The organism is Amycolatopsis sp. MtRt-6, assembly GCF_017308975.1.
In the GTDB taxonomy this organism is placed as follows: Bacteria; Actinomycetota; Actinomycetes; order Mycobacteriales; family Pseudonocardiaceae; genus Amycolatopsis.
In genome coordinates, this window is sequence record NZ_JADWPD010000023.1 from 16,691 (window position 1) to 37,189 (window position 20,499).

The following is a 20,499-nucleotide window of genomic DNA, read 5'->3' on the forward strand; positions in this document are numbered from 1 at the left end:
CTTGCATCGGTCTCGAACACGTCACGGTGGGCATGCATGTGAGGCGTTAACGGTAGTCAGACGCGTGGTCTCTACACTGGCCCGGGCGGGAATCCGTCCGCAGCCACCAGAGGGAGAACGCGGGAGCCATGGCGAACGGGACAACTCGGAAAAAGGGGTCGGCGGTGAAGGCGGCCCGCGGTTCCGTGGTGAGCAAGAAGGGCACGCCCTGGGGCACGATCATCGCCGTGGTCGCCATCGTGGCGCTGGCCGCCTCGGTGATCATCTACTACATGGTGCAGTCGGCGCCGAAGCGTGAGCAGGCCGACCGCGAGGCCGCGGCCGCGTCGTTCGCGCCGACCGCGCAGGACCCGGACCCCTCGAAGCGCATCCCCGGCGTGGTGACCGCGACCTACACGGGCAGCGTCCACGTGCTCCCGACCGAGCGCGTGAACTACGACAAGACCCCGCCGTTCGGCGGCCCGCACGACCAGACGTGGGCCACCTGCACCGGCATCGTGTACCCGACCGCGGTCCGCACCGAGAACATGGTGCACTCCCTCGAGCACGGCGCCATCTGGATCGCCTACAACCCGCAGCAGGTCACGGGCGAGGCGCTCAACCTGCTGAGCGTCCGGGCCAAGGACAAGCCGTACACGATGATGTCGCCGTACCCGGGCCTCGACAAGCCGATCTCGCTGCAGTCGTGGGGCCACCAGCTCAAGCTGGACGACGTCAACGACCCGCGGATCGACGAGTTCATCGCGGCGCTGCGCACCAACCCGAACGGCGTCTACCCCGAGGTCGGCGCGTCCTGCGACGCGGTCCCGGGCCAGTTCGACCCGGACAACCCGCCGCCGTTCGACCCGTCGAAGCCGGGTCCGGACGCGAAGCCGATGGACTACAAGGGCAGCACGTCCGCGCAGGGTGAGAACGGTGCGCCCGCGCCGTCCGCCCCGGCCTCCCCCACCCCGACCAAAAAGTGATGGCCGAAGCCGACCTCGGCACCGAGCAGCCGACCTGGTCACGGTGGGTGATCATCGGCGGGACGCTACTGGCGGTCCTGCTGATCGGCGCGACGGCGGGGATGTTCCTCACCCGAGCCATCGACGACCCGGCGGCCGCGGTGCCGGCGGCCGGGTCCGTCGAGGTCGGCTTCGCCCAGGACATGTCGACGCACCACCTCCAGGCGGTGACGATGGCGGGCATCGCCCGCGACCGCACGACCGACCCGGAGATCAAGCAGCTGTCGTTCGACATCGAGCGCACGCAGCTCGAGCAGGTCGGCCGCATGAAGGGCTGGCTCATGCTGTGGGACCAGCCCGAGCAGCCGATCGGCGCCCCGATGCAGTGGATGACGGAGCCGATGCCGGGCCACGGCGGAATGGCACCGGCCTCGGTCAACCCGGGAGGCGGCCCGCTGATGCCGGGCATGGCGACGGACACGGACCTGAAGAAGCTGCGTTCGCTGTCGGGGCGCGCGTTCGACGTGTTCTTCCTGCAGCTGATGCTCCGCCACCACGAGGGCGGGACGTCGATGGCCCAGTACGCGGCGGCACATTCGACGTTGCCGGCGTTGAAGGCGCTGGTGAACAGCATCCTGACGTCGCAGGGCGCCGAGGTGGAGCAGATCAAGCTGATGCTCTCCGGTCGGGGCGCCCAGCCGCTGCCCGCCTAGCGGCTCACCAGGACAGCTCCTGGCAGCGGCGGGCGCACTGCGGCGCCTCGACCTGCAGCGTCGCGTGCTCGATCGCGTACCGCGAGGACAGCAGGTTCTGCGCCTCCGTCAGCACGTCCGACTGCTTCGCCGGCGGCGCCAGCGTCAGGTGCGCCGAAGCGACCTCCATGCCCGACGTCAGCGTCCACACGTGCAGGTCGTGCACGTCCGCCACGCCCGGCAGCGCCGACAGCTCGGCGCTGATCGCGCCGACGTCCACGCCCTGCGGTGCGTGCTGGAACAGGATGCGCAGCGCACGGCGGGCCAGCGTCCACGTGCGGGGCAGCACCCACAGCCCGATCGCGACACCGATGATCGGGTCGGCGTAGCGCCAGCCCGTCAGCAGCGTCACCGCGCCGCTGACCAGCACGCCGACCGAGCCGATCAAGTCGGCCAGCACCTCCAGGTACGCGCCGCGGACGTTGAGGCTCTCCTTCGCGCCCGCGCGCAGCACCGCGAACGACACCAGGTTGGCCACCAGGCCGGCCGCCGCGGCCAGGAGCACCGGGAGGCCCGGGACCGCCGGCGGGTCGCCGATGCGGCCGAACGCCTCGACGAGGACGTACCCCGCGACGCCGAACAGCAGGAGCGCGTTGGCGAGCGCCGCCAGCACCTCCGCGCGGTAGAGCCCGAAGGTGCGGCTGACCGTGGGTCCGCTGCGCCGCGCCAGGATGATCGCCGCCAAGGCCATGCCGACGCCGAGGACGTCGGTGAACATGTGCGCCGCGTCCGAGAGCAGGGCCAGCGAGCCGGTCGTGAGGGCCACGACGAACTCGAGCACCATGAACCCGGCGCCGATGCCCAGGGCGATGGCCAGCCCCCGCACGTGGCGCCCCGACGCGCTCGCCGGCGCGATCGCGTGCCCGTGGCCGTGTCCGTGACCCATTCCGCCTCCGTTCCCGGTTCGTCTTCGGGTCAAACATATAGTCGGATGCGCATATGTGCAACAGAGGACAGCCTAAGTTCACCCACCCGCAAGCTACCGCGCGCGGCGACGCCACCCAATCCACCAGGCGGGGTTTCCCGCCTGGTGGATTTCGTCACGCTTCGACGTCGGCCCGCCGCGTCAGCGCACCAGCCGGAAGAAGCCGCGGACCTGCTCGACGAACAGCCCGGGCTGCTCCAGCGCCGCGAAGTGCCCGCCGACGGGCAGTTCCTCGAACCAGCGCAGGTCGGTGTACCGCTGCTCGGCCTGCCGCCGCGACGGCCGGACGATCTCCTTCGGGAACACCGAAACCCCGGCCGGAACATCCACTGTGGACAGATCGCGGTCGTTGTTCACCCAGTACATCCGCGCGGACGACGTGGCCGTCGCGGTGAACCAGTAGACGGAAACGGCGTCCAGGATGCGTTGCCGGTCGACGGCGTCCTCCGGGTGCCCCTTGTGGTCGGTCCAGGCCCAGAACTTCTCGGCGATCCAGGCGGCCTGGCCGGCGGGCGAGTCGGTGAGGCCGTAGCCGAGCGTCTGCGGGCGGGTGCCCTGCTGGGCGGAGTAGCCGCTGCCGGTCCGCCGGAACTCCTGGAGGTCGGCGAGGGCCTGCCGCTCCTCGGGCGTCGGATCGGCGCCGTCCATCCGCACGGGCGCGAAGTTGACGTGCACCCCGGCGACATGGCCGGACCGCGCGAGCGCGTTCGTGACGGCGGCACCCCAGTCGCCACCCTGGGCGCCGTAGCGGTCGTAGCCGAGCGACGTCATCAGCCGGTCCCACAGCTCGGCGACGCGCCCGATCTTCAGCGCGGGCTTGTCGCTCCACCCGAACCCGGGCAGCGACGGCGCGACGACGTGGAAGGCATCGGCGGGATCTCCCCCATGGGCGGCGGGATCGGTGAGCGGCCCGAGAACATCGAGGAACTCGAGCACGGACCCGGGCCACCCGTGCGTGAGCACGAGCGGCAGCGCACCGGCTTCCGGCGACCGGACGTGCAGGAAGTGCAGCCCGACGCCGTCCACGGTGGCCCGGAACTGCGGAAAGGCATTGAGCCGGCGGGCGAACCCGAAGTCGTACTCCTCACCCCAGTCCCGGCAGAGCTCGCGCACGTAGGCGAGCGGAACACCCTGCGACCAGTCATCGACGGTCTCGGCCTCGGGCCACCGGGTCCGCCGAAGCCGATCCCGCAGATCGGCGACATCGCCCTCATCGAGAGGTACCTGGAACGGCTCGGCCATCTCGGCTCCTTCAGGTGGGCTTCCCACGCTAGCGAGAGCGCGCCGAGTGGATCAACTTTCATGGCCCTGACCAGGTCGGTTGTTCGTTGGACCACCTGCGGGACGGGGGTGGCGGGGCATGCGCTAAGCTTTCGGAGTCGCCCAGCGATGGGCCCTCGTAGCTCAGGGGATAGAGCACTGCCCTCCGGAGGCAGGTGTCGCAGGTTCGAATCCTGCCGAGGGCACCCCGTCTGAACACACAAAACCGGCCCCTACCAGCGGATACGCGGTAGGGGCCGATCTGTGTCTTACCCGGCGGACCACGGCGGACTGCGGCCGAATCCGGGGGCCAGCGGCCAATGTACGGCCAAACGCTCACCGGCCCGAGCCGAGCGCCGTCTCCACCTGCCGCCGCGCGGCCTGCTCCCCGCCGTCGAGGAAGCTGGCGTAGACCTCCAGCAGGACAGCAATCGACTGCCCCGCCCACTGCGCGACCGTCGCGGCCGGGACACCGGCAGCGAGCCACGTGCTTACCGCGGCGTGTCGCAGGTCGTACGGCCGGGCGGCGAGCGGACCCCGCAGGACGTGCGGCGTGAACGTCGCCTCCCGGGCCGCGCGGAACACCTTGGTGTAGGTGACCTTCGAGACCGGTCCGCCGCGCTCACCGACGAAGAGGCGCCCATCCGGGCCGTAGCCGAACCGTTCGACGTGGCGCCACAGGATGGCGGTCAGCTCCGGCACGCACGGCACCGGCCGCACCTCCCCCGCGGCTCGCGACTTCAGCGGCCGGTCCTCCCCCACCGTGCCCGTGTCCGTCCACAGGGCGTCGATGTAGGGCCTTGATCCTTCGAGGTAGAGCGTGCCCCAGTCGAATTCCCACTCCCCCGTTTCCGCATCGCGGCGCGGTGCCGGCAGCGCCAGCTGCTCTTTGCGGAGGTTCGTGGCCTCCTCCGGCCGGAGCGCGGCGAAGTACATCAGGCCGAAGAACGCTTCGAGGTGCGCGCCGCTCCGGGGAGTCTCCCCGATGATCCGCAGTAGGGTGCGCGCCTGCACTGGGTTGGGCACGGCCCGCTTGTCGACCTTGCGCTTGCCCTTGGGCATCTTCGTCCACTTCGCGTTCGTGAGCGGGTTAGCGTCGAGCACCTGAAGTTCTTCCCGGGCGTAGTCGAGCAGATTCGACAGGACGGAACGGGTCCGGCGAGCCACAGACGGCGCGTACGGCTTGCCGTCTAGCCGTTGCGTCACTGCTCGCTGAAGCGCGCGCAGTACCTCCGGGCTTTCCGCCGAGTCGACGGTCATCGTGTTGCGGGACAGCCATTCGAGCACCCGCGCGGCTTCCGCCGGCACCGCTCCCACGTTCCGCCGGGGCGGGTTGTATCCCCATTGGCGCACAATCGACCGCACCAGCGTGGCATCCGGCCGCCCGGGCTTGTCCGGCACGAATACCGGCAGCACCCTGATCAACGCCTCCGCTGTCGTCTGGCGCGCCGTTGCGGCGAGGTCCGGCCACTTCATGTCGACGTAGCGCATGGTGGCTTCGAACCACGGCATGGCCGCGACCGCTTTTCCCTGTTCGACGGGCAATCCAGTCGCGAGGTCGAATCGAGCGCCGTTCCGTTGTGCAGTGATCAGTTCGGCGCGGAAGCTTTCCGCCTGCGCACGGATCTTGAAGCTCTCGCCGAATTCGGCGGTCTCGACCTTCCACCGGACGCGGTAGCTGGTGACTTTGCCGTTCGCGTTCTTGCGGGTGATGACGGCCCAGACCTGGACTCGGTAACTACTAGGCATTACGCGACCTCCAAACAGGATTCAAGCCAGGCGTCGACGTCGGCACGTCGGATACGGAGTTGGCGATTGGGGAGCTTCAGGCACCGCGGCGCGCGTCCTTTCGCGCGCCAGTCATCGAATGTCGAGCGGGCGATATCGAACTCCTCGCAGAACTCGTCAACGGTGAGGTGTTCACGTGCGGCCATGGCGATGTCTCCGGAGCTAGGCGGGCGGGCGCGGAGGCGATGAACACGGGTGCTCCTCTCGGTGGGTGTCACTCGGGGTGTCACTCCCGTTTGGCCTGGTCAGAGGGTGTGGAGTGACGGAGTGACAGGTGTGACAGTGGTGGGGTGGTCGCGGGTGTCACTCCCGTGCCGGCGGTGTGACAGCCGGCGAAGGTGTCCCTCTCGCTGTCACACCTGTTTGCGCAGGTCAGACACCCTCGGGGGACAGCTGTGACAGGTGTGACACCTTGGGGGTGTCCCCCTGGTCCCTGGCGCCCGGGGCGCTGTAGACGCCGGCGGGGGTCTTGTGCAGCTGTCCCGCATCGGCCATGCGCGAGCAGGTCTTGCGCACGTTGTCCGCGGCGATGTCGAGCGCTTCGGCGATCCGCGCGGGCTTGAGCGGCCCGTGTTCGCGCAGCAGGCGCAGGATGTCCGCGCGGGTGTCGGCGACCAGATGATCGGCGGCGGGGCCGTCGAGCTTGGTCCAGGCGCCGGCGTGGGAGTCGAAGGACATGGCGTAGTCGGTTTCTTCGACGTCGCGGCCGGTCACGTGCAGCACGCCATCGGCTTGCCCGCGGGCGCGCTCGAGAACGAGGGTGGCGTCCATCGCGCCGGTGAGCCCGGCGGTGCCGGACACCAGGTTCTGCCAGTCGTCAGCGTCCTGCTTGCGGACGTGGTGAATGAGCAGGAACGGCACGCCGTAGTGGTCGGCGATCTCCTTGAACCGGGTGCCCGCGGCGTAGTCGGAGGCGTAGGCGGACGCCCCGGGCAGGACCGGCCCGCGCATCTTCTGCAGCGTGTCGATAATGACCAGCCGCGCCGACGGGTTCTCCTCCAGCCACTCCCGGAGCACCTCGTCCCCACCGGCGTTCATGGTGGGGCACGAGGTCTCCAGGGTCAGCAGCGGCGACGGGCGCCCGCCCGCGGCGATCTGCTGCCGCCGCCGGCGCTGCAACCGGCGGCCGGTGTCCTCCAGCGCGCAGTACAGGACCGGGCCGCGCTCCACTGCGATCGAACCAAGCGCGGGTTCCCCGTTCGCGATGGACGCAGCGAGCCCGAGGGACATCCACGACTTCCCCAGCTTCGGCGCACCGGCCAGCAGGTTGACCCCTTCGGCAAGCAGGCCGGGAACGGCCCACTTGACCGGCGGGAACTCCTCTCGCATCAGCTCCGCATCGGTCCACCGGGTGCGGCGGGCGGGCAGTGTCGGCACGGCGGCCAGCGGCCGGGGCGTGGTCATGGTTCGGACCTCCGAGGTTGGTGCGGGTGGTTAGGCGATCCGGCGGGGACGGTTGCGGCCGGCGCGCAGGCCGGAGGTGATCGTGTTGTCGGCCTCGCGGGCGGTGAAGTGCCGCGTTCCGATGTGGCGGCCGGCCGCGGTCCGCAGCGCCGCGCGCACCTCGTCTTCGGTGAGCGCCCCGCCGGCCACCAGCTGCCCGAGGGCGACCGCGGCGGCGTAGAGGGTGGCGTTGCGGTTGGTCTTGGCGTCGGCGACCTTCCCGGCCTCCGCCCGCACCGCCACGTCCAGGTAGCGCGAGCGTCGGCTACCGGCCGGCCGGATCGGCACCACCGGGGCGGCCGGCAGCGGTGCCGGGGTGAGCCGGTCGACCAGCCAGGCGGGCAGCTCCGCCACCTCGCCGTCCCACATGTAGGCGTAGCGGCCGGCGTCGGTGACCGTGCCGGGGCCGACGACGTAGCCGCCCCACGCGCGGGTGTCGACCTTCCACCCGAGCCCCTGCCCCCGCTCGCCGCTGGTGTTGCGCAGCACCACGCCGGCCGGGACGCGGTAGTACAGGTGCAGCCCACCGGACGGTGTCCGGACGGTGAGGGTGTCGCCGGGCAGCTCCTGCCCGGCCTCGTCGGCGAGTACGGCGAGCACGTCCTCCCCACACCGCACGCCGGCCGCGGCCCACCGCTCCGGCACCTCGTCGCCGGGCTTGGCGGTGTCGAGGTCGAGCACGCACAGCCCGGACGGGCCGGCGGCCACGCCGATGCCGTAGGGGGTCTGGGTCCACGCGGCGCGGATCTTGTCCGGGTCGGTGGTGGCGCGCTGCTCCCAGGTGCGGTGTCCGCCGGCGCACCGTCCGGTGCCGGGGCAGGCGTCCTCGCCGTGGCCGGCGGGGCGCTTGTCTCGCGGGCGGAGCGGGAAGACGTGCCAGCCGCGGCCGGCCGCGGCGAGTGCGGCGTCCACTGTGGTCGTGCTCATCGGTCCTCCTGCGGGTGGTCCTGGTCGGGGTTGCCGAGTCCGAAGTCCGGCGCGGCCGGGTCGACGACCGCCACGTCGTCGAGCCCGTCGCGAGCGCGGGCGATGACGTCGAGCAGGTCGCCCAGCGACGTGCGCAGCTCGGTGCCCTCGGGCAGCGGTGCGACGGGCAGCCGGTCGACGCCCAGTCGCGCGGCCTGCTCGTCCGCCCATGCGTCCATCGCGGCTTCGTCGCCGTCGAAGTCCGGCGGGAACGGGATCTCGCGCAGCTGCGGGTGTTGCTTGAGCAGCCACGTCCGGCACTCCGCCCCGACCGTCAGAGCCGAGACGCCCGCGCCGGGCATTGCGGCCAGTTCGCGGCGGGTGATGTGGGCGAGGATCGTGCGGAACTGCAACGCGTTCGAGGGCAGGCGGTGCGTGACGGCGAGGATCGAGTACAGGTCAAACTCGCGGGTGTCCATCGTGGTCAGTTGCCTTTCGTGAGCTGGTGGACGGCTTCGCAGCCGGGGCACTTGGCGGTGAAGATCCAGAACCAGGGCGAGCGGGCCTCGCCGGGCTCCAGCACCAGGCCGCACAGGGTGGTGATCCGGCCGGACCACCACGACCTGCTGCCGCGGTGTACGAGCGGTTTGCTGCTCATCACGTCTCCCGTCGTCGGTGACTGTGTGTGCCTGTTTTTGGGTAGGGTCGGCCGGCGCGGTGTCCGGGGAGGGACCCGCGTCACGCGCGGTTCAAGGGGGGTTTTCGGTGGGTGATCGAGGTTGGGCGAGGGTGACTCCCTTGCCTCCCTCGCGGGTGTCGTCGCTGATCAGGCAGGGGAGGTGGGGGCGGGGAGTCGGTTGGGGAGAACTCCCCCGATTCCCCGGCCTCCCTTACTCGTCGCCCTCGCCCTCGTCGCCGGCGAGCGCGGCCAGTTCGTCACGCTCGGTGAGAGCTTCGCGGACGCGCTCGGCGCTCACCTGCATCGCGCCGCCCGTCTTGTACGGGGCCGCGCCCAGCGGGGTCAGGAACGCGGTCAGCCGCTGCGGGGTCCACTCGCCGTAGGTGCCGCGGTCGCGTTCGGTCAGGCGCTGCAACACTTCCTGCGTCCGCATCCGCGTTGCCGCGCCCAGGATCGCGGCGATGTCGGCGAGGGGGTCCACCTCGACCGGCGCCGGCGTCGACTCGACCACCTTCGGCAGGCCGGCCTTTTCCCGCGCGGCGATCGCCCGCTGAACGAACGGGGTGATCTCGTCCACGGACTTGTCCTTGCGGATGTGGTGGGTGCGCAGCAGACCCGGCCGGGTGGCGAACCCCGAGGCCATGGCGGTGCCGATGTCCTCGCCGGCGACCAGCGTGGTGGCGGTGATGCCCTGCTTGTGCGCGCCGGTCCCGAGAATCGCGTCGTTGCCCTGGTGGTCACCGATGGCGAAGCACACCCGGTGCGAGACCGTCTTGGCCAGGTCACGGGGCAGGCTGTCCGCGGACGGGGCCGGCGTCACGAAGATGAGCGTGATGCCGCACTTGCGGGCCTTCATCATGACCTTGATCGCCAGCTCTTTGGCCTGCTCGCCGTACTTCTCGTGCCGGAACATCTCCTGGCACTCGTCGAACACCACAACCTTCGGGCGCATCCGCGGGTTGCGTTCGGCGATCTCGCGGGTCAGCTTGGTCTCGTCCCCACCCATGGCGGAGAGGATCTTGCCGCGTTCGGTGACCTCGGTCCGCAGGTTTCGCAGGGCCTCGATCGCCTGCTCTACCTGCTCGTTCTCGTCGCCCTTGACGAAGCGGGCCAGCACCGGGGCCATGGCGTCGTAGTCGGCGTTGAACGCCATGACGTAGACCTCGATGTCCACCACCGGGTCCAGCATCGCACCGCACAAGATGTTGTGCACCAACGACGTCTTGCCCGAACCCATGATCCCGGCCGCGGCATAGTTCGACGCCATCAGGCGGCCGATGACTTCCTGCCCGCGCTGGTCGATACCGACCGGGACGCCCTTGAAGTAGTCCGCGGTGCCCTCGGTCAGCAGCGGGTGCGGGTCGACCGGGCCGGACAGGATGCCCTGGTCAGCCACCCACAGGTCCAGCACGCCGGGCTGGTTCTTCGGCTCGGTCGGCCACACCTCGACCGGCAGCCGGACCAGGTTGTGCGCCAACACATTCCGCTTGTCGTTGATCATCTCGACCGTGACGCCGGCGGGCAGCTCCAGCTGCGTGCGCCACCCCTTGCCGTCGCGGCCGGTGCCCTGCACCCACCGCGGCTGCCACCCCTCCTTGATCTTCCGGTTCAGCGGCGCGAGGTTGAGGTTGCGCAGCGCGTTGAGGATCGCGCCCTCGTCCGGCACCATCTCGCGACCGTCGCGTTCGGACGCCGGCGCGGCCCACGCCATCGGGGTGGTGTGCTTGCGCCCGATGTTCCACAGGGCAATCAGGATCGCCCACGGCGCGACCGCGACCAGCGGCGTCCACGACACGGTGATCACCCACGCCACCCACTGCACCAGGTCAATCAGGGCCTTGATCGGCCCGAGCACGTCCGCGATGTCGTGGTTGGCGACCGCGAGCACGATCCCCAGCGCGAGCAACGCGGCGACCAGCGCGCCCGAACCCATGATCACGGCCTTGACCAGCTTGCCCGGGGCATCGAGCCAGTCCATCCGCCGGCGGTGCCGGCGCTCACGGGCCTGCTCGGCGCGGGTTTCCCACTCCTGCAACAGTTCCCAGTTGTTCGCGACTTCCGCCGCGCGCAACATCCGCTCGTAACGGGAGTTGGTCTTGGCCTCCCACACCCGGCGGCAGATCACCCACGCACCGGCGAACGGGTAGCAGGTGTGGCGCACCACCGCCCGCGCAGCCGTCGTGGTGGCCTCGTGCGTGGCGACCTTCCGCGCCGTGCGCGCGGCGACGGCCACGTCGTGGCGGTAGCCGGCGTAGCGGGCCAGCGCGCGAGCCTTCTGCGACGTGAGGCGCTGGTACTCCTCATCGGTGATGATCTCGCCCTCGATCGCCGCGCCCTGCGCGGTGGGCAGGTGGTGGACGGTGGCCAGCTCGCCGGCGGCCGGGGTCTGCTCGGTGTGCTCGTTCATCGCGGTCCTCCGGCTCACTTGCGGTTGGGGTTGACGTGCTCGTCGCGCAGCTGGCGGGCGAACTTCGGCGCGCAGTGCAGCGTCTTGCGGATCGACTCCGCCGACTTCGGGTTGATCGCCACGTCCGGGTTGTCGATCGCCGCGGCGAACGCGGCGCGCAGGTCCTCGATCGAACGCGTCTTCGGTGCGCGCGGCGGCCGGGGCTTGCGGGTCGATTTCGGCTGGTCGGCCGGCGGATCGAGGGTCAACACCGGGGCGTCGACGATCGGGCCGTCGTCGCCGCGCGGGGCCTGGTCCTGCTCGGCGAAGAACGCGGCGATCTCCTCGTCGAGCACGTCCGCGGCGTGGGTGTCCGGGTCGACCACGGCGGCCAGTCGACGGCCGTCGAGGGTGTAGCGGCCCGGGGTAAACACCAGCCGCGCCGTGCCATCGGCACCCAGCTCCGCGACCGCGGTCCGGACGGCGGCCCGCTGGACCCGGGCGACCTTGCGCAGCGTCTGCCGCTCGATCCGGGCGGCGGCCCGCTCCGCCGACGACCGCGGCGGCGACGCCACGGCGAGCTGGTGCGCGATGACCCCGGCCACGGACACGATGCCCATCACCACCGCGGCGTCCCACCCGCGGCCCAGGCCGTGCACGACGTTCAGGCCGAACCCGACGCCAGCGAACACCCACACCCCGAGCTGCAACGCCCACACCGGCCGGTCCGGGTGGCGGTGACGGGTGACCTCCACCGCGAACGCGAACGCCCACATGCCCAGCTCCGACAGCGCCGGCAGCGCCGCGCCGGTCGCGTCCCCGTAGACGCCCACGCCGTAGCCGGCCATGGCGGGCACGGCCATGCCCGCGGAGACCAGCGCGAGCAGGTAGATCGGGAGCCGGACCCGGTTCGCCGACAGCCAATCCGTGAGCGCGTCCCACGCGGCCTTCCGCTTGGCCTGCCGGGTCTTGCGGCGCTGGTCGGCCAGCTTCGCCGCGGCCGCGGCGTCGGCGCGGCGCTGGTCGGCCGCCGCGCTCTGTGCCTTCAGCTTGCGGTCCAGCGCGGCGGACGCGTCCTGCCGGCGCTGCTCTGCCTCCGCCGCGCGGTTGGTGCGGCGCTCCTCTGCCCAGCTGCTCATCGCGCACCCTCCCGGCTCGCGTGGTCGGTCGCCTTGTCGTTGGTGGCGGCCGGGGTCGCCGGCAGCTGCTTGCGGTCGGCGGTGCCGGCGCGCAGCCGGGCCTGCTCGCGGTGGTCGCGCACCTCGTGCACCGCCCACCCGACCGCCACGACGGCCGACACGAGGGCAAACCACGGGGTGAACACCATGGCCAGGACCAGCGGCCCGACCACGCCGGCCAGCTCACCGAAGTGCCACACCGCCCACTCCATCGCGGACTCCAGGCGGGTTCGCTGCTCACGCTGCACGTTCATCGGGGCACCTCCTGCCCAGTGGGGAAGTCGAGGGGGAAGAACTGGTTCACGCGCCGCGGCGGGCGGGACGCCTGCCGGGTCGCGGCCTGGTCGAGCCGGACCAGCACGCCGGCCAAGACCCGCTCCGCGACGACCAGCGGAATCCGGAGCAGGTGCAGGACCAGGAACAGGCACACCGTGCCGGCGAACCGGATCAGCGCGAGGGTTCCGCGCTCCTGCAACACCTCGAACGTGTTCACCGCGACGCCTCCTTCGCCTCGCGACGGGCCTTGTCGATGGCTTCCTGCTGGCGCTGCAGCTCCGCGTGCCACGCGCCGGAGTCGTTGCTGCTCACGCGGCCACCTCCACCCGGTCGGCCTGCTCGCTCTCGAAGCAGGTCCAGCACTGCCGCGTGCTGGTCGGCACGCAGTACTCCTGCACCTCTCCGCAGTCCACGCAGGTGCGGCGGGCCTCCATCGCGTGGTCCAGCTGCCCCGGCACCGGCGGGCGCTTGACCGCGGCCAGCTCCACCGAGAACAGCTCCGCCACGGTTTCCCGGGCGTAGGGCTTGACGTGGCGGAAGACCAGCAGCGCCAACGGGTCCTGCCCGTTGGGCCGCAACCCGACCTCCCGCAGCTGCGAGCGGGTGAACAGGGTCGAGGGGGCCTCGCCCCACCCGAACACCGGCAGCCCGTCCCGCTCACCGCGGCACAGGCACACGTGGTGCGTGCGGCCGTCGAACACCGTCGTCACCGCCTGCCGGCGGTTGCGCGGGTTCACCGAGCACCGCCGACGATGCCGTCCAGTTCGGCGAGGGCCAGCAGGCGCAGCTGTGCGGCAACGTCGAGGTAGACGCGGGTGCGGTCGCGCTTGGCCGCGGCCGGGATCGTGTCGTTGGCCAGCAGGAACGCGGCGTTGGACATGAACGTCATGCCGAGCTCGTGCAGGCGACCGGAGAGCTCGCGAGAGATCAGGCGGTTCAGCTCGGCCGGGGTGTAGGTGTAAGCGACCTCGCGGGCCGGCGCGGTGGTGTCTACCATCTGGTGTTCCTCCGTGCGGTTTCGTGACTGGGCGGTGGAACCCGGCGCGGTCGGCGCGTTCTTGGCGGAGTGGGCCGCCGCGTCGGGGCTGATCAGCAGGCGAGCGGCCATCACGCGGCCTCGCCCTCGAACGTCCAGACCGCCGGCAGCACCCGCAGGGCCTCGCGGCCGGCGCGGCGACGTGCCCGGCTCACCCGGCGCTGGTCGTTGAAGTCGTAGCGGTATGCGGCCTGCGCGGCGGACTCGTCCGCGGCCAGCTCGCCGTAGACGTCCTGCAACAGCGCGTCGATGTCGGTTTCGGTCAGCCCGTCCGGGTAGACCGCCTCGCCGGCGAACTCGTCGGCGGCCGACACGGTGGCGTCGATGCGGCGGCGGTAGACGTTGGTGCCCATTGCGAAGTCCTCTCGAAGAAACGTGCTGGTCAGTGGGTGTCAGAGCGAGCTGAAGAACGTGGTCAGGCTGTGCAAGACGTGCTTGACGTGCCCGGCCGCCTCCAGCGGCGACGACACGACGAACACCAGCACCGCGACCACCGCGACCAGGCCGAAGAGCTTCCGGCCGAACCCCGAACCGGTCTTCAGGACCGGGAACCCATGCTGCTTCCGTGCCATGTCGTCCTCCTCCAGCGGCGGTGAGCCTTCCGGCCCGTCCGGAGTGATCCGGACCACCAAGAAGCTAACAGTTGAATGGTGAGCAGGTCAACTGTTAGGCGTGAGATTGGTCAAAAGCGGGCCATGACCTGCGGGAACATCGCGACCAGCTGATAGGTTCTGGTACGGTGACCGTTCAGTTGAGTCGATGGGCGAGAGCCCGGCGAGGAGTTCGCATGTCGCGCCCGAGGTCTCCAGTAGCTAGGTCCGAGCCGCTCGCGCAGCAGATCGCCCGGAACGTCGAGAACGACATCGAGGCCGGCCGCCTCCGGCACGGGCAGCGCCTGCCGTCTTCCCGGGAGCTAGCCCGCGAGTGGGACGTGAGCGTCTTCACGATCAACGAAGCCATGGACTTGCTTGCCAAGAAGGGGTTGGTGGTGAGCAAGCCGAGGGCGGCCCGCACCGTTAATGCCCCAGGCCAGGAGACTTCTAGTGAGGTTCGGCCCATAGTGCCTCAGGTGGTCATGATCGGTGGCTACCCCGGCAGCGGGAAGACGGAGTTGGGGCGGATCCTCGCGCGCGAGACAGGATGGCCCATGCTCGACAAGGACACCCTGACGCGATTTGTGGTCGAGGCGGCCCTTGAAATGCAAGGGTTATCGCGAAACGATCGCGAGTCGGAAATTTATCTGACTAAGATCAGGCCGGCCGAGTATGACTCGCTACTTGAGTCCATGACGGAAAACCTACAATGTGGGAACAACGCGATCGTCACCGCTCCGTTTGTTCGCGAATTCGCGGACGAAAATTGGATTCGGCAGCGTGAGCTGCTGTGCCGTAACCTCGGCGCTCAATTGACGATCGTGTGGGTTTATTGCGATGCGGACACGATGCACACGTACATGCGGCATCGCAACGCGCCACGTGACGCCACGAAGCTTTCCGACTGGGAAGCGTACATGGAAGGCGTCAATGTCGAGTTTCGCCCGCCAGTTCCGCATGTTGTTATCGACAACTCCGTCTCTGGTGGAGTCATGGCTGCGCAGGCGCGTCAGCTTATTGACCAGCTCACATTGAGCAGCAAAGGGAAGTAATGACTTCTGACGTGAAGATTCTCGTAAGTGACGAGACGGACGACGTTGTCGGACGTAGCGTCCTCGGCAGTCTTCCAGGTGTTGAGATCGTGTCGTACAACCCGAATGTTGCGGAATTGACACAGCGCCAATCGGACGCCGCTGTCCTGCTGCCTCCGTACCGCAGCAGTCATCGACCCATTCGGCTACTCCCGCAACTTGGGTCTCTTCGGATGGTACAACTTCTGTCGGCGGGAGCTGACGAATGGTCCGGAGATGTGTCCAGCGAGGTAACGCTTGCGACTGCACGGGGTGCGCACGCTGGCCCTGTTTCCGAATGGGTATTATCGGCCGTGCTTACGCAGTTTCGTCAATGGCCTGCACTTGTTCGATTTCAGGACAAAGGAGTGTGGGCACACCGCCAGTACGAGGCGGACACTTTGGCGGGCAAGAAGGCGCTCATTGTCGGTGCCGGCGCAATCGGTGGCGAAGTGGCGCGCCGCCTCAAGGTGTTCGGGGTGGACTCGACACTCGTGGCCTCGCGTGCCCGAGATGACGTCTTTGGGGCAGATGCGTTGCCGGAAATCGTCTCGGGACATGCCATTGTGGTGATCACGGCACCGTTGACGGAGACGACGCAGGGCCTGGTTGGCTCCCGATTCCTAAAACTGATGGACGACAACGCCCTCCTGGTCAACGCCGGTCGTGGCCAGATCGTCGACACGGACGCGTTGCTTGCCGAGCTCGCGTCGGGGCGCTTGCGCGCGGCGCTCGACGTGACCGACCCGGAACCCCTGCCGAGCGATCATCCACTGTGGGCGCAGCGGGGCGCTGTGATCAGTCCTCACTCTGCCCGGACCGTTCCTGGAACCAACCGGCTTTGCTACGAGGTAGCTGCGCAGCAGATCGCCGCGTTTCTGAGGGGCGAGGAGCCATCCAACGCCGTGCCGCACGGCTGAACCGGCCGCGCGGCCTCGTCAGTCCATCCTGAAGTCAGAGGCTTCCAGCGGGCGACTGAGCCGTTGCAACCGGCAAGACCGCGCGCTCTGAGAGCGCCGTACGCGGCCGAACTGGACGAGCCCGGTGTGGTTATACCCGCGAAACCGTCCTGGGTGCTCTGAGAGCCGGTTTTCGAGGCGGGTTGACTCCGAGGCATGGCCCCGCGTTTTGGGGGAGTGACACCTAGGAGGTGTCGAGACTGTCACACCTGTCACTCTGTCACTCCACCCCCTCTGACCTGCGGTTTTAGGTGTGACAGGTGAGTGACACCTTCGGTGACAGCGGTCTTCCCACACTACTTCTATGTCTCTCTAGTCACTGAGCAGACGAAAAGCGGCTGGAACACGGTTGAGTTAGCACTTCGGCACCTCCCCGTGTTCCAGCCGCTTTTCGCCGAACGGCCAATCAGCGGCCAAACCTAGTCACATCCGCCGCGGGAACGGGAGAACCCGCAGGTCAGAGCCACGCACCACCCGGCTTCAGCCCATCCCTCCGGAGGCAGGTGTCGCAGGTTCGAATCCTGCCGAGGGCACCACAAGGATGGGAACGGGAGAGATGTCAGGCATGACATCCTCCCTTTTCTTGTTTTCGCCTCTACGCCGGCTCCGGCGCGATCAGCTTCGCCGTGATCGCGGTATCGGGCCGGAGCCGGCTGGCCAGCCAGCCGCCGCTGACCGCGGCATCGTTCCGGCCAGACGACCGTGACGGCCAGGCCGCGGCCCCGCGCTGCCTCGACGACGTCCGCGGTGCCACCGTGGCCGCCGGGCGGGCCGCCGTCCCAGATCGCGATCATCTTGTCCACAAGAGACAGAACATGTTCGCCGGCGGCCATGTAGGCGTCGGGGTTCGACTCGGTGAACGGCATCGTGTGAACGCTCGCGGTCGCGATGAGGCTGTCGAACTCGGCCGCGTTGTCCGGCTTGACCTTGCGGTCGCGGTAGTCCGCCGCCGGCAGCACGACTTCGAGCGTCCCGCCCAGCTCCAGAACAACCCGAGCGAAAACCTGGTCAGCGCCTCGGGCCAGGCGGGTAACGCCGAAGATGGTGTCGAGTTCCGGGCGATCCGTTCGTCATCCTCTTCACCACACCCGAACCACTGGAGGACACGTGCAGTACATGCTGCTGATCTACAACTGCAACCGCCCCGAACCCGGCGACCCGGCCTTCCCCGATGCGTTGGCCAGGGTCAACGCCTTCGCCGAGGAATGCCGCCGGCGCGGTGCGTTCGTCTCCGGTCACCCGCTCCAGGGCGAGCACACGGCCACCACCGTCAGCGTCCGCGACGGCAAGACGCTGATCACCGACGGCCCGTTCCCCGAGACCCACGAGCACCTCGGTGGCACCTACGTCCTGGACTGCCGCGACCTCGACGAAGCCCTCGAGCTGGCCGCGCTCTGCCCGATGGCCGCCGACGGCACGATCGAGGTCCGGCCGATCGCCGGGGTCCCGGACCTCGACCACCGCCCGTCGACGGGCGCATGACGGCCGCGACCGTTCTGTCGGAGGCCTACCGCGAGCACCGGACGAAGATGCTCGCCGCGCTGGTCCGCGTGCTGGGCGACTTCGAACTCGCCGAAGACGCGCTGCAGGACGCGTGCGCGCTCGCCTTGCGCACCTGGGCCGACCGGCCACCTGACGACCCGGTCGCCTGGCTGTTGACCACGGCCCGCAACAGCGCGATCGACCGGCTCCGGCGTGCCCGCACCGGCCGGGACAAGCTCGCCCAGCTCGGACCACAGCCGGAGGCGGCAACCATGAGATTCGACGAAGAGCGCCTGCTCGGCGTCGGCGACGAGCGGCTCAGCCTCCTCTTCACCTGCTGCCATCCGGCCCTGGCCGAGGAAGCGCGGGTCGCCCTCACGCTGCAGGCCGTGGCCGGGATGACCGCCGGGCAGATCGCCCGGACGTTCCTGGTCGCCGAGCCGGCGCTGGCACAGCGGCTGGTGCGCGCCAAGCGCAAGATCCGCGACGCGGGCATCAGCCTCGACGTCCCCGCCGACCACCTGCTGCCCGAGCGGCTCTCCGGCGTCCTCGCGGTGATCTACCTGATCTTCACCCGCGGCTACACCGCCGGCGGCGACCAGCCGGAGTACCGCGAGCTGCAGCAGGAGGCGATCCGCCTCGCCAAGCTCGTCGCGACCCTCATGCCCGACGAACCGGAAGCCCTCGCCCTGGTCGCGCTGCTGCTGGTCCACCACTCCCGCTCGGCCGCCCGCTACACCCCCGCCGGGGACGTCGTCCTGCTCGAAGACCAGGACCGCTCCCGCTGGGGCCGCGCCGAGATCGCCGAAGCCGTCGGGCTGCTGGACCGAGCCCTGCGGTTCGAGACACCCGGGCCGTATCAACTCCAGGCGACCATCGCGGTCCTGCATGCCCAGGCGCCGACGGCCGAGGAGACGAACTGGCCCGGGATCGCCGCGGTATACGAGCAGCTGCTCGCCGTGACGCCGTCGCCGGTGGTCGCGCTCAACCACGCCGTCGCGGTCGCCATGGCCACCACCCCCGAGGAGGGGCTGGCCCTGATCGACCGGATCGAGGGACTCGACGGCTACCACCTGCTGCACGCCGCCCGCGCCGACCTCCTGCGCCGCCTTGGCGACACCGACGCCGCGATCGAGGCGTACCGGCGCGCTCACCAGCTCGCCACGAACCCCGCTGACCTGCGCTACCTCGCGGGTCGCATCCACGCCCTCGAAACTCCATGAGGTGAGCTGTCGAGAAGCCGGGCGCCTGTTCGTCCTCTGGTGCGTCAACCGAAGACTCGCTGAAAGGACCCACAACCCATGAGCAGCACTGCCGTGACCTCGGTTCAGGCCGATATCGTCGTCGACGTCCCCCAGGAGCGGACCTTCCGCGTGTTCACCGGGCGGTTCGACGAGATCAAGCCCCGCGAACACAACCTCCTCGCGGTGCCGATCGAGCGAACCGTGCTGGAGCCCCATGCGGGCGGCACCGTGTATGACGTCGGCACCGACGGCAGCCGGTGCACCTGGGCGCGGGTCCTCGCCTACGAACCGTCGGAGCGGCTGGTCCTCAGCTGGGACATCAGCCCGCGCTGGCAGCTGGAGCCCGACCCCGGCCACACCAGCGAAGTGGAGATCCGATTCATCGCCGAAGGTGCCCAGCGGACCCGGGTCGCCCTCGAACACCGGCACCTCGACCGCCACGGCGAAGGCTGGGAAAGCTTCACCAGCCTCGGCGCCGGCGACGGGTGGCCGCTGTACCTGGACCGGTTCCGCGCCGCGACGCAACGGGATGCCGCCGGGGCCTGAAGCGGATACCGTCCACACCCGGACCCGATCCCGGAGGTCACGTGAGCTCAGGCACCGACGACTCGCACCGCCATCGCGCGGAAACGTTGCGTGAGGCGATGGCCGGCGACACCGCAATCACCGAGGTGGTGCTGCGGACCGCGGTGGCGGCCCGAGCGGCGGGCGGGCCGCCCATCGCCGAACCGTACGACGACCTGGCCCGCCGAATCGGTGACGCCTCCTACCAGGTCACCGACGCCGAGGTCGACGCCGTCCCGCAGGCGACCGGCAGCGACAAGGCCGCGTTCGAGATCGTCATGTCCGCCTGCGTCGGCGCGGGCCTGGCCCGGTGGGACGCCGCCGCCCGAGTGATCGCGGAGGCGACCGATGCGCCTGCCTGAAGTCGAACGCGGCGACGGTCCGCGCACCCGGATGCTGATCCGGGTCATTTCGCTGGCGCTGGGCGCGCGCCTGCCTGACGCGGCCCGGGTTGCCTTCTACCACAAGGGTTTCGTCGGGACAGCGCTCGGCGCGTGGACGCAAGCCGCGATGCGCGGGCTGAGCGAATGGTCGGTCGCGGAGCGGGAACTGATGGCCGCGATGGTCGCCAAAGTGGAACTCGTGCCCCTTCTGCGTTGGGGCGCACCGGGCCATCGCCGTGCACGGGATGGACAAGGCGGTGGCCGACGCGACCCTCGCCGACTACCACACCGCGCCGATCTCGGCACCCCTGCGCGCCACGCTCGCCGTTCTGGAAACGATCACCCTGCGCCCCGAAGAACTGCAGGGCGGGCAAGTCCGCGCAGCGCTGGCCGCAGGGGCCACCCGGCGACAGCTCGACGACGCGGCCGCGGTCGCAGCCGTGTTCAACATCATCACCCGCTACGCCAACGCGTTGGACTTCGCCATCCCGACCGACGCCGAGTTCGACAAGGCCGCGGGCATGATGCTCAAGCGCGGCTACGCCTGACCTGCGCGGCGGAATGCTCGCCGCGCAGTGGACACCCGCCGTCAGGCTTCCGTGGACGCGCGGCCTGCTGCCTCGAATCCGGC

At 69.9% G+C, this 20,499-nt stretch carries 26 protein-coding genes and 1 tRNA gene; 10 read left to right on the plus strand and 17 right to left on the minus strand.

The window, feature by feature from the left end:
* The first annotated feature begins 164 nt into the window (after positions 1–164).
* Positions 165–965, plus strand: a complete 801-nt coding sequence (locus I4Q55_RS32205; protein ID WP_206793177.1) for a DUF3105 domain-containing protein — start codon at positions 165–167, stop codon at positions 963–965.
* Positions 965–1,657, plus strand: coding sequence for a DUF305 domain-containing protein (locus tag I4Q55_RS32210; protein WP_206793179.1), 693 nt, complete (start codon positions 965–967; stop codon positions 1,655–1,657). The genes I4Q55_RS32205 and I4Q55_RS32210 overlap by 1 nt, the downstream gene beginning before the upstream one ends.
* Positions 1,658–1,661: 4 nt before the next feature.
* Here the strand turns inward: I4Q55_RS32210 and I4Q55_RS32215 are convergent, their stop codons facing one another.
* The gene (locus tag I4Q55_RS32215; protein WP_206793181.1) at positions 1,662–2,582 is read right to left on the minus strand and encodes a cation diffusion facilitator family transporter; all 921 of its coding nucleotides are present in this window, start codon (positions 2,580–2,582) and stop codon (positions 1,662–1,664) included.
* 180 nt (positions 2,583–2,762) lie between these two features.
* The gene (locus I4Q55_RS32220) at positions 2,763–3,863 is read right to left on the minus strand and encodes an epoxide hydrolase family protein (protein ID WP_206793183.1); all 1,101 of its coding nucleotides are present in this window, start codon (positions 3,861–3,863) and stop codon (positions 2,763–2,765) included.
* Between the two features lie 151 nt (positions 3,864–4,014).
* On the opposite strand from I4Q55_RS32220, the gene I4Q55_RS32225 reads away from it, so the two are divergent.
* Positions 4,015–4,087, plus strand: a tRNA-Arg gene (locus I4Q55_RS32225).
* 130 nt (positions 4,088–4,217) lie between these two features.
* Here the strand turns inward: I4Q55_RS32225 and I4Q55_RS32230 are convergent.
* The 14 genes from I4Q55_RS32230 to I4Q55_RS32295 all read right to left on the minus strand — a co-directional run bounded on the left by I4Q55_RS32230 (position 4,218) and on the right by I4Q55_RS32295 (position 14,145).
* The gene (locus I4Q55_RS32230; RefSeq protein WP_206793185.1) at positions 4,218–5,630 is read right to left on the minus strand and encodes a hypothetical protein; all 1,413 of its coding nucleotides are present in this window, start codon (positions 5,628–5,630) and stop codon (positions 4,218–4,220) included.
* On the minus strand, positions 5,630–5,815 hold the full coding sequence (locus tag I4Q55_RS32235) for an AlpA family transcriptional regulator (RefSeq protein ID WP_206793187.1): 186 nt from the start codon (positions 5,813–5,815) through the stop codon (positions 5,630–5,632). Before I4Q55_RS32235 ends, I4Q55_RS32230 begins: the two co-directional genes overlap by 1 nt.
* 226 nt (positions 5,816–6,041) lie before the next feature.
* The gene (locus tag I4Q55_RS32240; RefSeq protein ID WP_206793188.1) at positions 6,042–7,073 is read right to left on the minus strand and encodes an AAA family ATPase; all 1,032 of its coding nucleotides are present in this window, start codon (positions 7,071–7,073) and stop codon (positions 6,042–6,044) included.
* 30 nt (positions 7,074–7,103) lie between these two features.
* Positions 7,104–8,039, minus strand: a complete 936-nt coding sequence (locus I4Q55_RS32245; protein WP_206793190.1) for a bifunctional DNA primase/polymerase — start codon at positions 8,037–8,039, stop codon at positions 7,104–7,106.
* Entirely contained in the window at positions 8,036–8,497 is a 462-nt protein-coding gene (locus I4Q55_RS32250) for a hypothetical protein (protein ID WP_206793192.1), read from the minus strand. Before I4Q55_RS32250 ends, I4Q55_RS32245 begins: the two co-directional genes overlap by 4 nt.
* A gap of 5 nt (positions 8,498–8,502) precedes the next feature.
* Complete coding sequence (locus I4Q55_RS32255) at positions 8,503–8,676, minus strand: hypothetical protein (RefSeq protein ID WP_206793194.1); 174 nt, start codon at positions 8,674–8,676, stop codon at positions 8,503–8,505.
* 232 nt (positions 8,677–8,908) lie between these two features.
* Positions 8,909–11,104, minus strand: coding sequence for an FtsK/SpoIIIE domain-containing protein (locus I4Q55_RS32260; RefSeq protein ID WP_206793196.1), 2,196 nt, complete (start codon positions 11,102–11,104; stop codon positions 8,909–8,911).
* Between the two features lie 14 nt (positions 11,105–11,118).
* Positions 11,119–12,222 carry a hypothetical protein gene (locus I4Q55_RS32265; protein WP_206793198.1) on the minus strand — a complete coding sequence of 368 codons (1,104 nt, stop codon included), beginning with the start codon at positions 12,220–12,222 and terminating at the stop codon, positions 11,119–11,121.
* Positions 12,219–12,515, minus strand: coding sequence for a hypothetical protein (locus I4Q55_RS32270; RefSeq protein ID WP_206793200.1), 297 nt, complete (start codon positions 12,513–12,515; stop codon positions 12,219–12,221). Before I4Q55_RS32270 ends, I4Q55_RS32265 begins: the two co-directional genes overlap by 4 nt.
* The gene (locus tag I4Q55_RS32275) at positions 12,512–12,754 is read right to left on the minus strand and encodes a hypothetical protein (protein WP_206793202.1); all 243 of its coding nucleotides are present in this window, start codon (positions 12,752–12,754) and stop codon (positions 12,512–12,514) included. Before I4Q55_RS32275 ends, I4Q55_RS32270 begins: the two co-directional genes overlap by 4 nt.
* A 91-nt stretch (positions 12,755–12,845) precedes the next feature.
* Positions 12,846–13,274 carry an RRQRL motif-containing zinc-binding protein gene (locus I4Q55_RS32280; RefSeq protein ID WP_206793204.1) on the minus strand — a complete coding sequence of 143 codons (429 nt, stop codon included), beginning with the start codon at positions 13,272–13,274 and terminating at the stop codon, positions 12,846–12,848.
* Positions 13,271–13,534 carry a hypothetical protein gene (locus I4Q55_RS32285; protein ID WP_242547182.1) on the minus strand — a complete coding sequence of 88 codons (264 nt, stop codon included), beginning with the start codon at positions 13,532–13,534 and terminating at the stop codon, positions 13,271–13,273. Before I4Q55_RS32285 ends, I4Q55_RS32280 begins: the two co-directional genes overlap by 4 nt.
* A gap of 110 nt (positions 13,535–13,644) precedes the next feature.
* Positions 13,645–13,926, minus strand: coding sequence for a hypothetical protein (locus tag I4Q55_RS32290; protein WP_206793208.1), 282 nt, complete (start codon positions 13,924–13,926; stop codon positions 13,645–13,647).
* 39 nt (positions 13,927–13,965) lie between these two features.
* Complete coding sequence (locus I4Q55_RS32295; protein ID WP_206793209.1) at positions 13,966–14,145, minus strand: hypothetical protein; 180 nt, start codon at positions 14,143–14,145, stop codon at positions 13,966–13,968.
* 215 nt (positions 14,146–14,360) lie between these two features.
* Here I4Q55_RS32295 and I4Q55_RS32300 point away from each other — a divergent pair, with 215 nt between their 5' ends.
* Positions 14,361–15,218: a GntR family transcriptional regulator gene (locus I4Q55_RS32300; protein WP_206793211.1), complete on the plus strand. Its 858-nt coding sequence runs from the start codon at positions 14,361–14,363 to the stop codon at positions 15,216–15,218.
* Positions 15,219–15,430: 212 nt separating this feature from the next.
* A complete protein-coding gene (locus I4Q55_RS32305) occupies positions 15,431–16,156 on the plus strand; it encodes an NAD(P)-dependent oxidoreductase (protein WP_242547204.1) in 726 nt (241 codons plus the stop codon).
* A 458-nt stretch (positions 16,157–16,614) separates the two neighbouring features.
* Here I4Q55_RS32305 and I4Q55_RS49590 read toward each other — a convergent pair whose 3' ends face one another.
* On the minus strand, positions 16,615–17,154 hold the full coding sequence (locus tag I4Q55_RS49590) for a hypothetical protein (RefSeq protein ID WP_242547183.1): 540 nt from the start codon (positions 17,152–17,154) through the stop codon (positions 16,615–16,617).
* A 148-nt stretch (positions 17,155–17,302) separates the two neighbouring features.
* Here I4Q55_RS49590 and I4Q55_RS32315 point away from each other — a divergent pair, with 148 nt between their 5' ends.
* The 5 genes from I4Q55_RS32315 to I4Q55_RS49595 all read left to right on the plus strand — a co-directional run bounded on the left by I4Q55_RS32315 (position 17,303) and on the right by I4Q55_RS49595 (position 20,416).
* Positions 17,303–17,677: a YciI family protein gene (locus tag I4Q55_RS32315; protein ID WP_206793213.1), complete on the plus strand. Its 375-nt coding sequence runs from the start codon at positions 17,303–17,305 to the stop codon at positions 17,675–17,677.
* Complete coding sequence (locus tag I4Q55_RS32320) at positions 17,674–18,900, plus strand: RNA polymerase sigma factor (protein WP_206793215.1); 1,227 nt, start codon at positions 17,674–17,676, stop codon at positions 18,898–18,900. The genes I4Q55_RS32315 and I4Q55_RS32320 overlap by 4 nt, the downstream gene beginning before the upstream one ends.
* Positions 18,901–18,978: 78 nt before the next feature.
* Positions 18,979–19,467, plus strand: a complete 489-nt coding sequence (locus I4Q55_RS32325) for an SRPBCC family protein (RefSeq protein WP_206793218.1) — start codon at positions 18,979–18,981, stop codon at positions 19,465–19,467.
* A 41-nt stretch (positions 19,468–19,508) separates the two neighbouring features.
* A complete protein-coding gene (locus tag I4Q55_RS32330; protein WP_206793221.1) occupies positions 19,509–19,847 on the plus strand; it encodes a hypothetical protein in 339 nt (112 codons plus the stop codon).
* A 266-nt stretch (positions 19,848–20,113) separates the two neighbouring features.
* Positions 20,114–20,416 carry a hypothetical protein gene (locus I4Q55_RS49595; protein WP_242547184.1) on the plus strand — a complete coding sequence of 101 codons (303 nt, stop codon included), beginning with the start codon at positions 20,114–20,116 and terminating at the stop codon, positions 20,414–20,416.
* Positions 20,417–20,499 lie beyond the last annotated feature (83 nt).

Bases quoted from the DNA above. Each gene is read 5' to 3' on its own strand.
- I4Q55_RS32210 (WP_206793179.1), top strand. From the start codon at position 965: ATGGCCGAAGCCGACCTCGGCACCGAGCAGCCGACCTGGTCACGGTGG.
- I4Q55_RS32215 (WP_206793181.1), bottom strand. From the start codon at position 2,582: ATGGGTCACGGACACGGCCACGGGCACGCGATCGCGCCGGCGAGCGCG.
- I4Q55_RS32220 (WP_206793183.1), bottom strand. From the start codon at position 3,863: ATGGCCGAGCCGTTCCAGGTACCTCTCGATGAGGGCGATGTCGCCGAT.
- I4Q55_RS32230 (WP_206793185.1), bottom strand. From the start codon at position 5,630: ATGCCTAGTAGTTACCGAGTCCAGGTCTGGGCCGTCATCACCCGCAAG.
- I4Q55_RS32235 (WP_206793187.1), bottom strand. From the start codon at position 5,815: ATGGCCGCACGTGAACACCTCACCGTTGACGAGTTCTGCGAGGAGTTC.
- I4Q55_RS32240 (WP_206793188.1), bottom strand. From the start codon at position 7,073: ATGACCACGCCCCGGCCGCTGGCCGCCGTGCCGACACTGCCCGCCCGC.
- I4Q55_RS32245 (WP_206793190.1), bottom strand. From the start codon at position 8,039: ATGAGCACGACCACAGTGGACGCCGCACTCGCCGCGGCCGGCCGCGGC.
- I4Q55_RS32250 (WP_206793192.1), bottom strand. From the start codon at position 8,497: ATGGACACCCGCGAGTTTGACCTGTACTCGATCCTCGCCGTCACGCAC.
- I4Q55_RS32255 (WP_206793194.1), bottom strand. From the start codon at position 8,676: ATGAGCAGCAAACCGCTCGTACACCGCGGCAGCAGGTCGTGGTGGTCC.
- I4Q55_RS32260 (WP_206793196.1), bottom strand. From the start codon at position 11,104: ATGAACGAGCACACCGAGCAGACCCCGGCCGCCGGCGAGCTGGCCACC.
- I4Q55_RS32265 (WP_206793198.1), bottom strand. From the start codon at position 12,222: ATGAGCAGCTGGGCAGAGGAGCGCCGCACCAACCGCGCGGCGGAGGCA.
- I4Q55_RS32270 (WP_206793200.1), bottom strand. From the start codon at position 12,515: ATGAACGTGCAGCGTGAGCAGCGAACCCGCCTGGAGTCCGCGATGGAG.
- I4Q55_RS32285 (WP_242547182.1), bottom strand. From the start codon at position 13,534: ATGGTAGACACCACCGCGCCGGCCCGCGAGGTCGCTTACACCTACACC.
- I4Q55_RS32290 (WP_206793208.1), bottom strand. From the start codon at position 13,926: ATGGGCACCAACGTCTACCGCCGCCGCATCGACGCCACCGTGTCGGCC.
- I4Q55_RS32295 (WP_206793209.1), bottom strand. From the start codon at position 14,145: ATGGCACGGAAGCAGCATGGGTTCCCGGTCCTGAAGACCGGTTCGGGG.
- I4Q55_RS32300 (WP_206793211.1), top strand. From the start codon at position 14,361: ATGTCGCGCCCGAGGTCTCCAGTAGCTAGGTCCGAGCCGCTCGCGCAG.
- I4Q55_RS32305 (WP_242547204.1), top strand. From the start codon at position 15,431: ATGGTACAACTTCTGTCGGCGGGAGCTGACGAATGGTCCGGAGATGTG.
- I4Q55_RS32320 (WP_206793215.1), top strand. From the start codon at position 17,674: ATGACGGCCGCGACCGTTCTGTCGGAGGCCTACCGCGAGCACCGGACG.
- I4Q55_RS32325 (WP_206793218.1), top strand. From the start codon at position 18,979: ATGAGCAGCACTGCCGTGACCTCGGTTCAGGCCGATATCGTCGTCGAC.
- I4Q55_RS49595 (WP_242547184.1), top strand. From the start codon at position 20,114: ATGGACAAGGCGGTGGCCGACGCGACCCTCGCCGACTACCACACCGCG.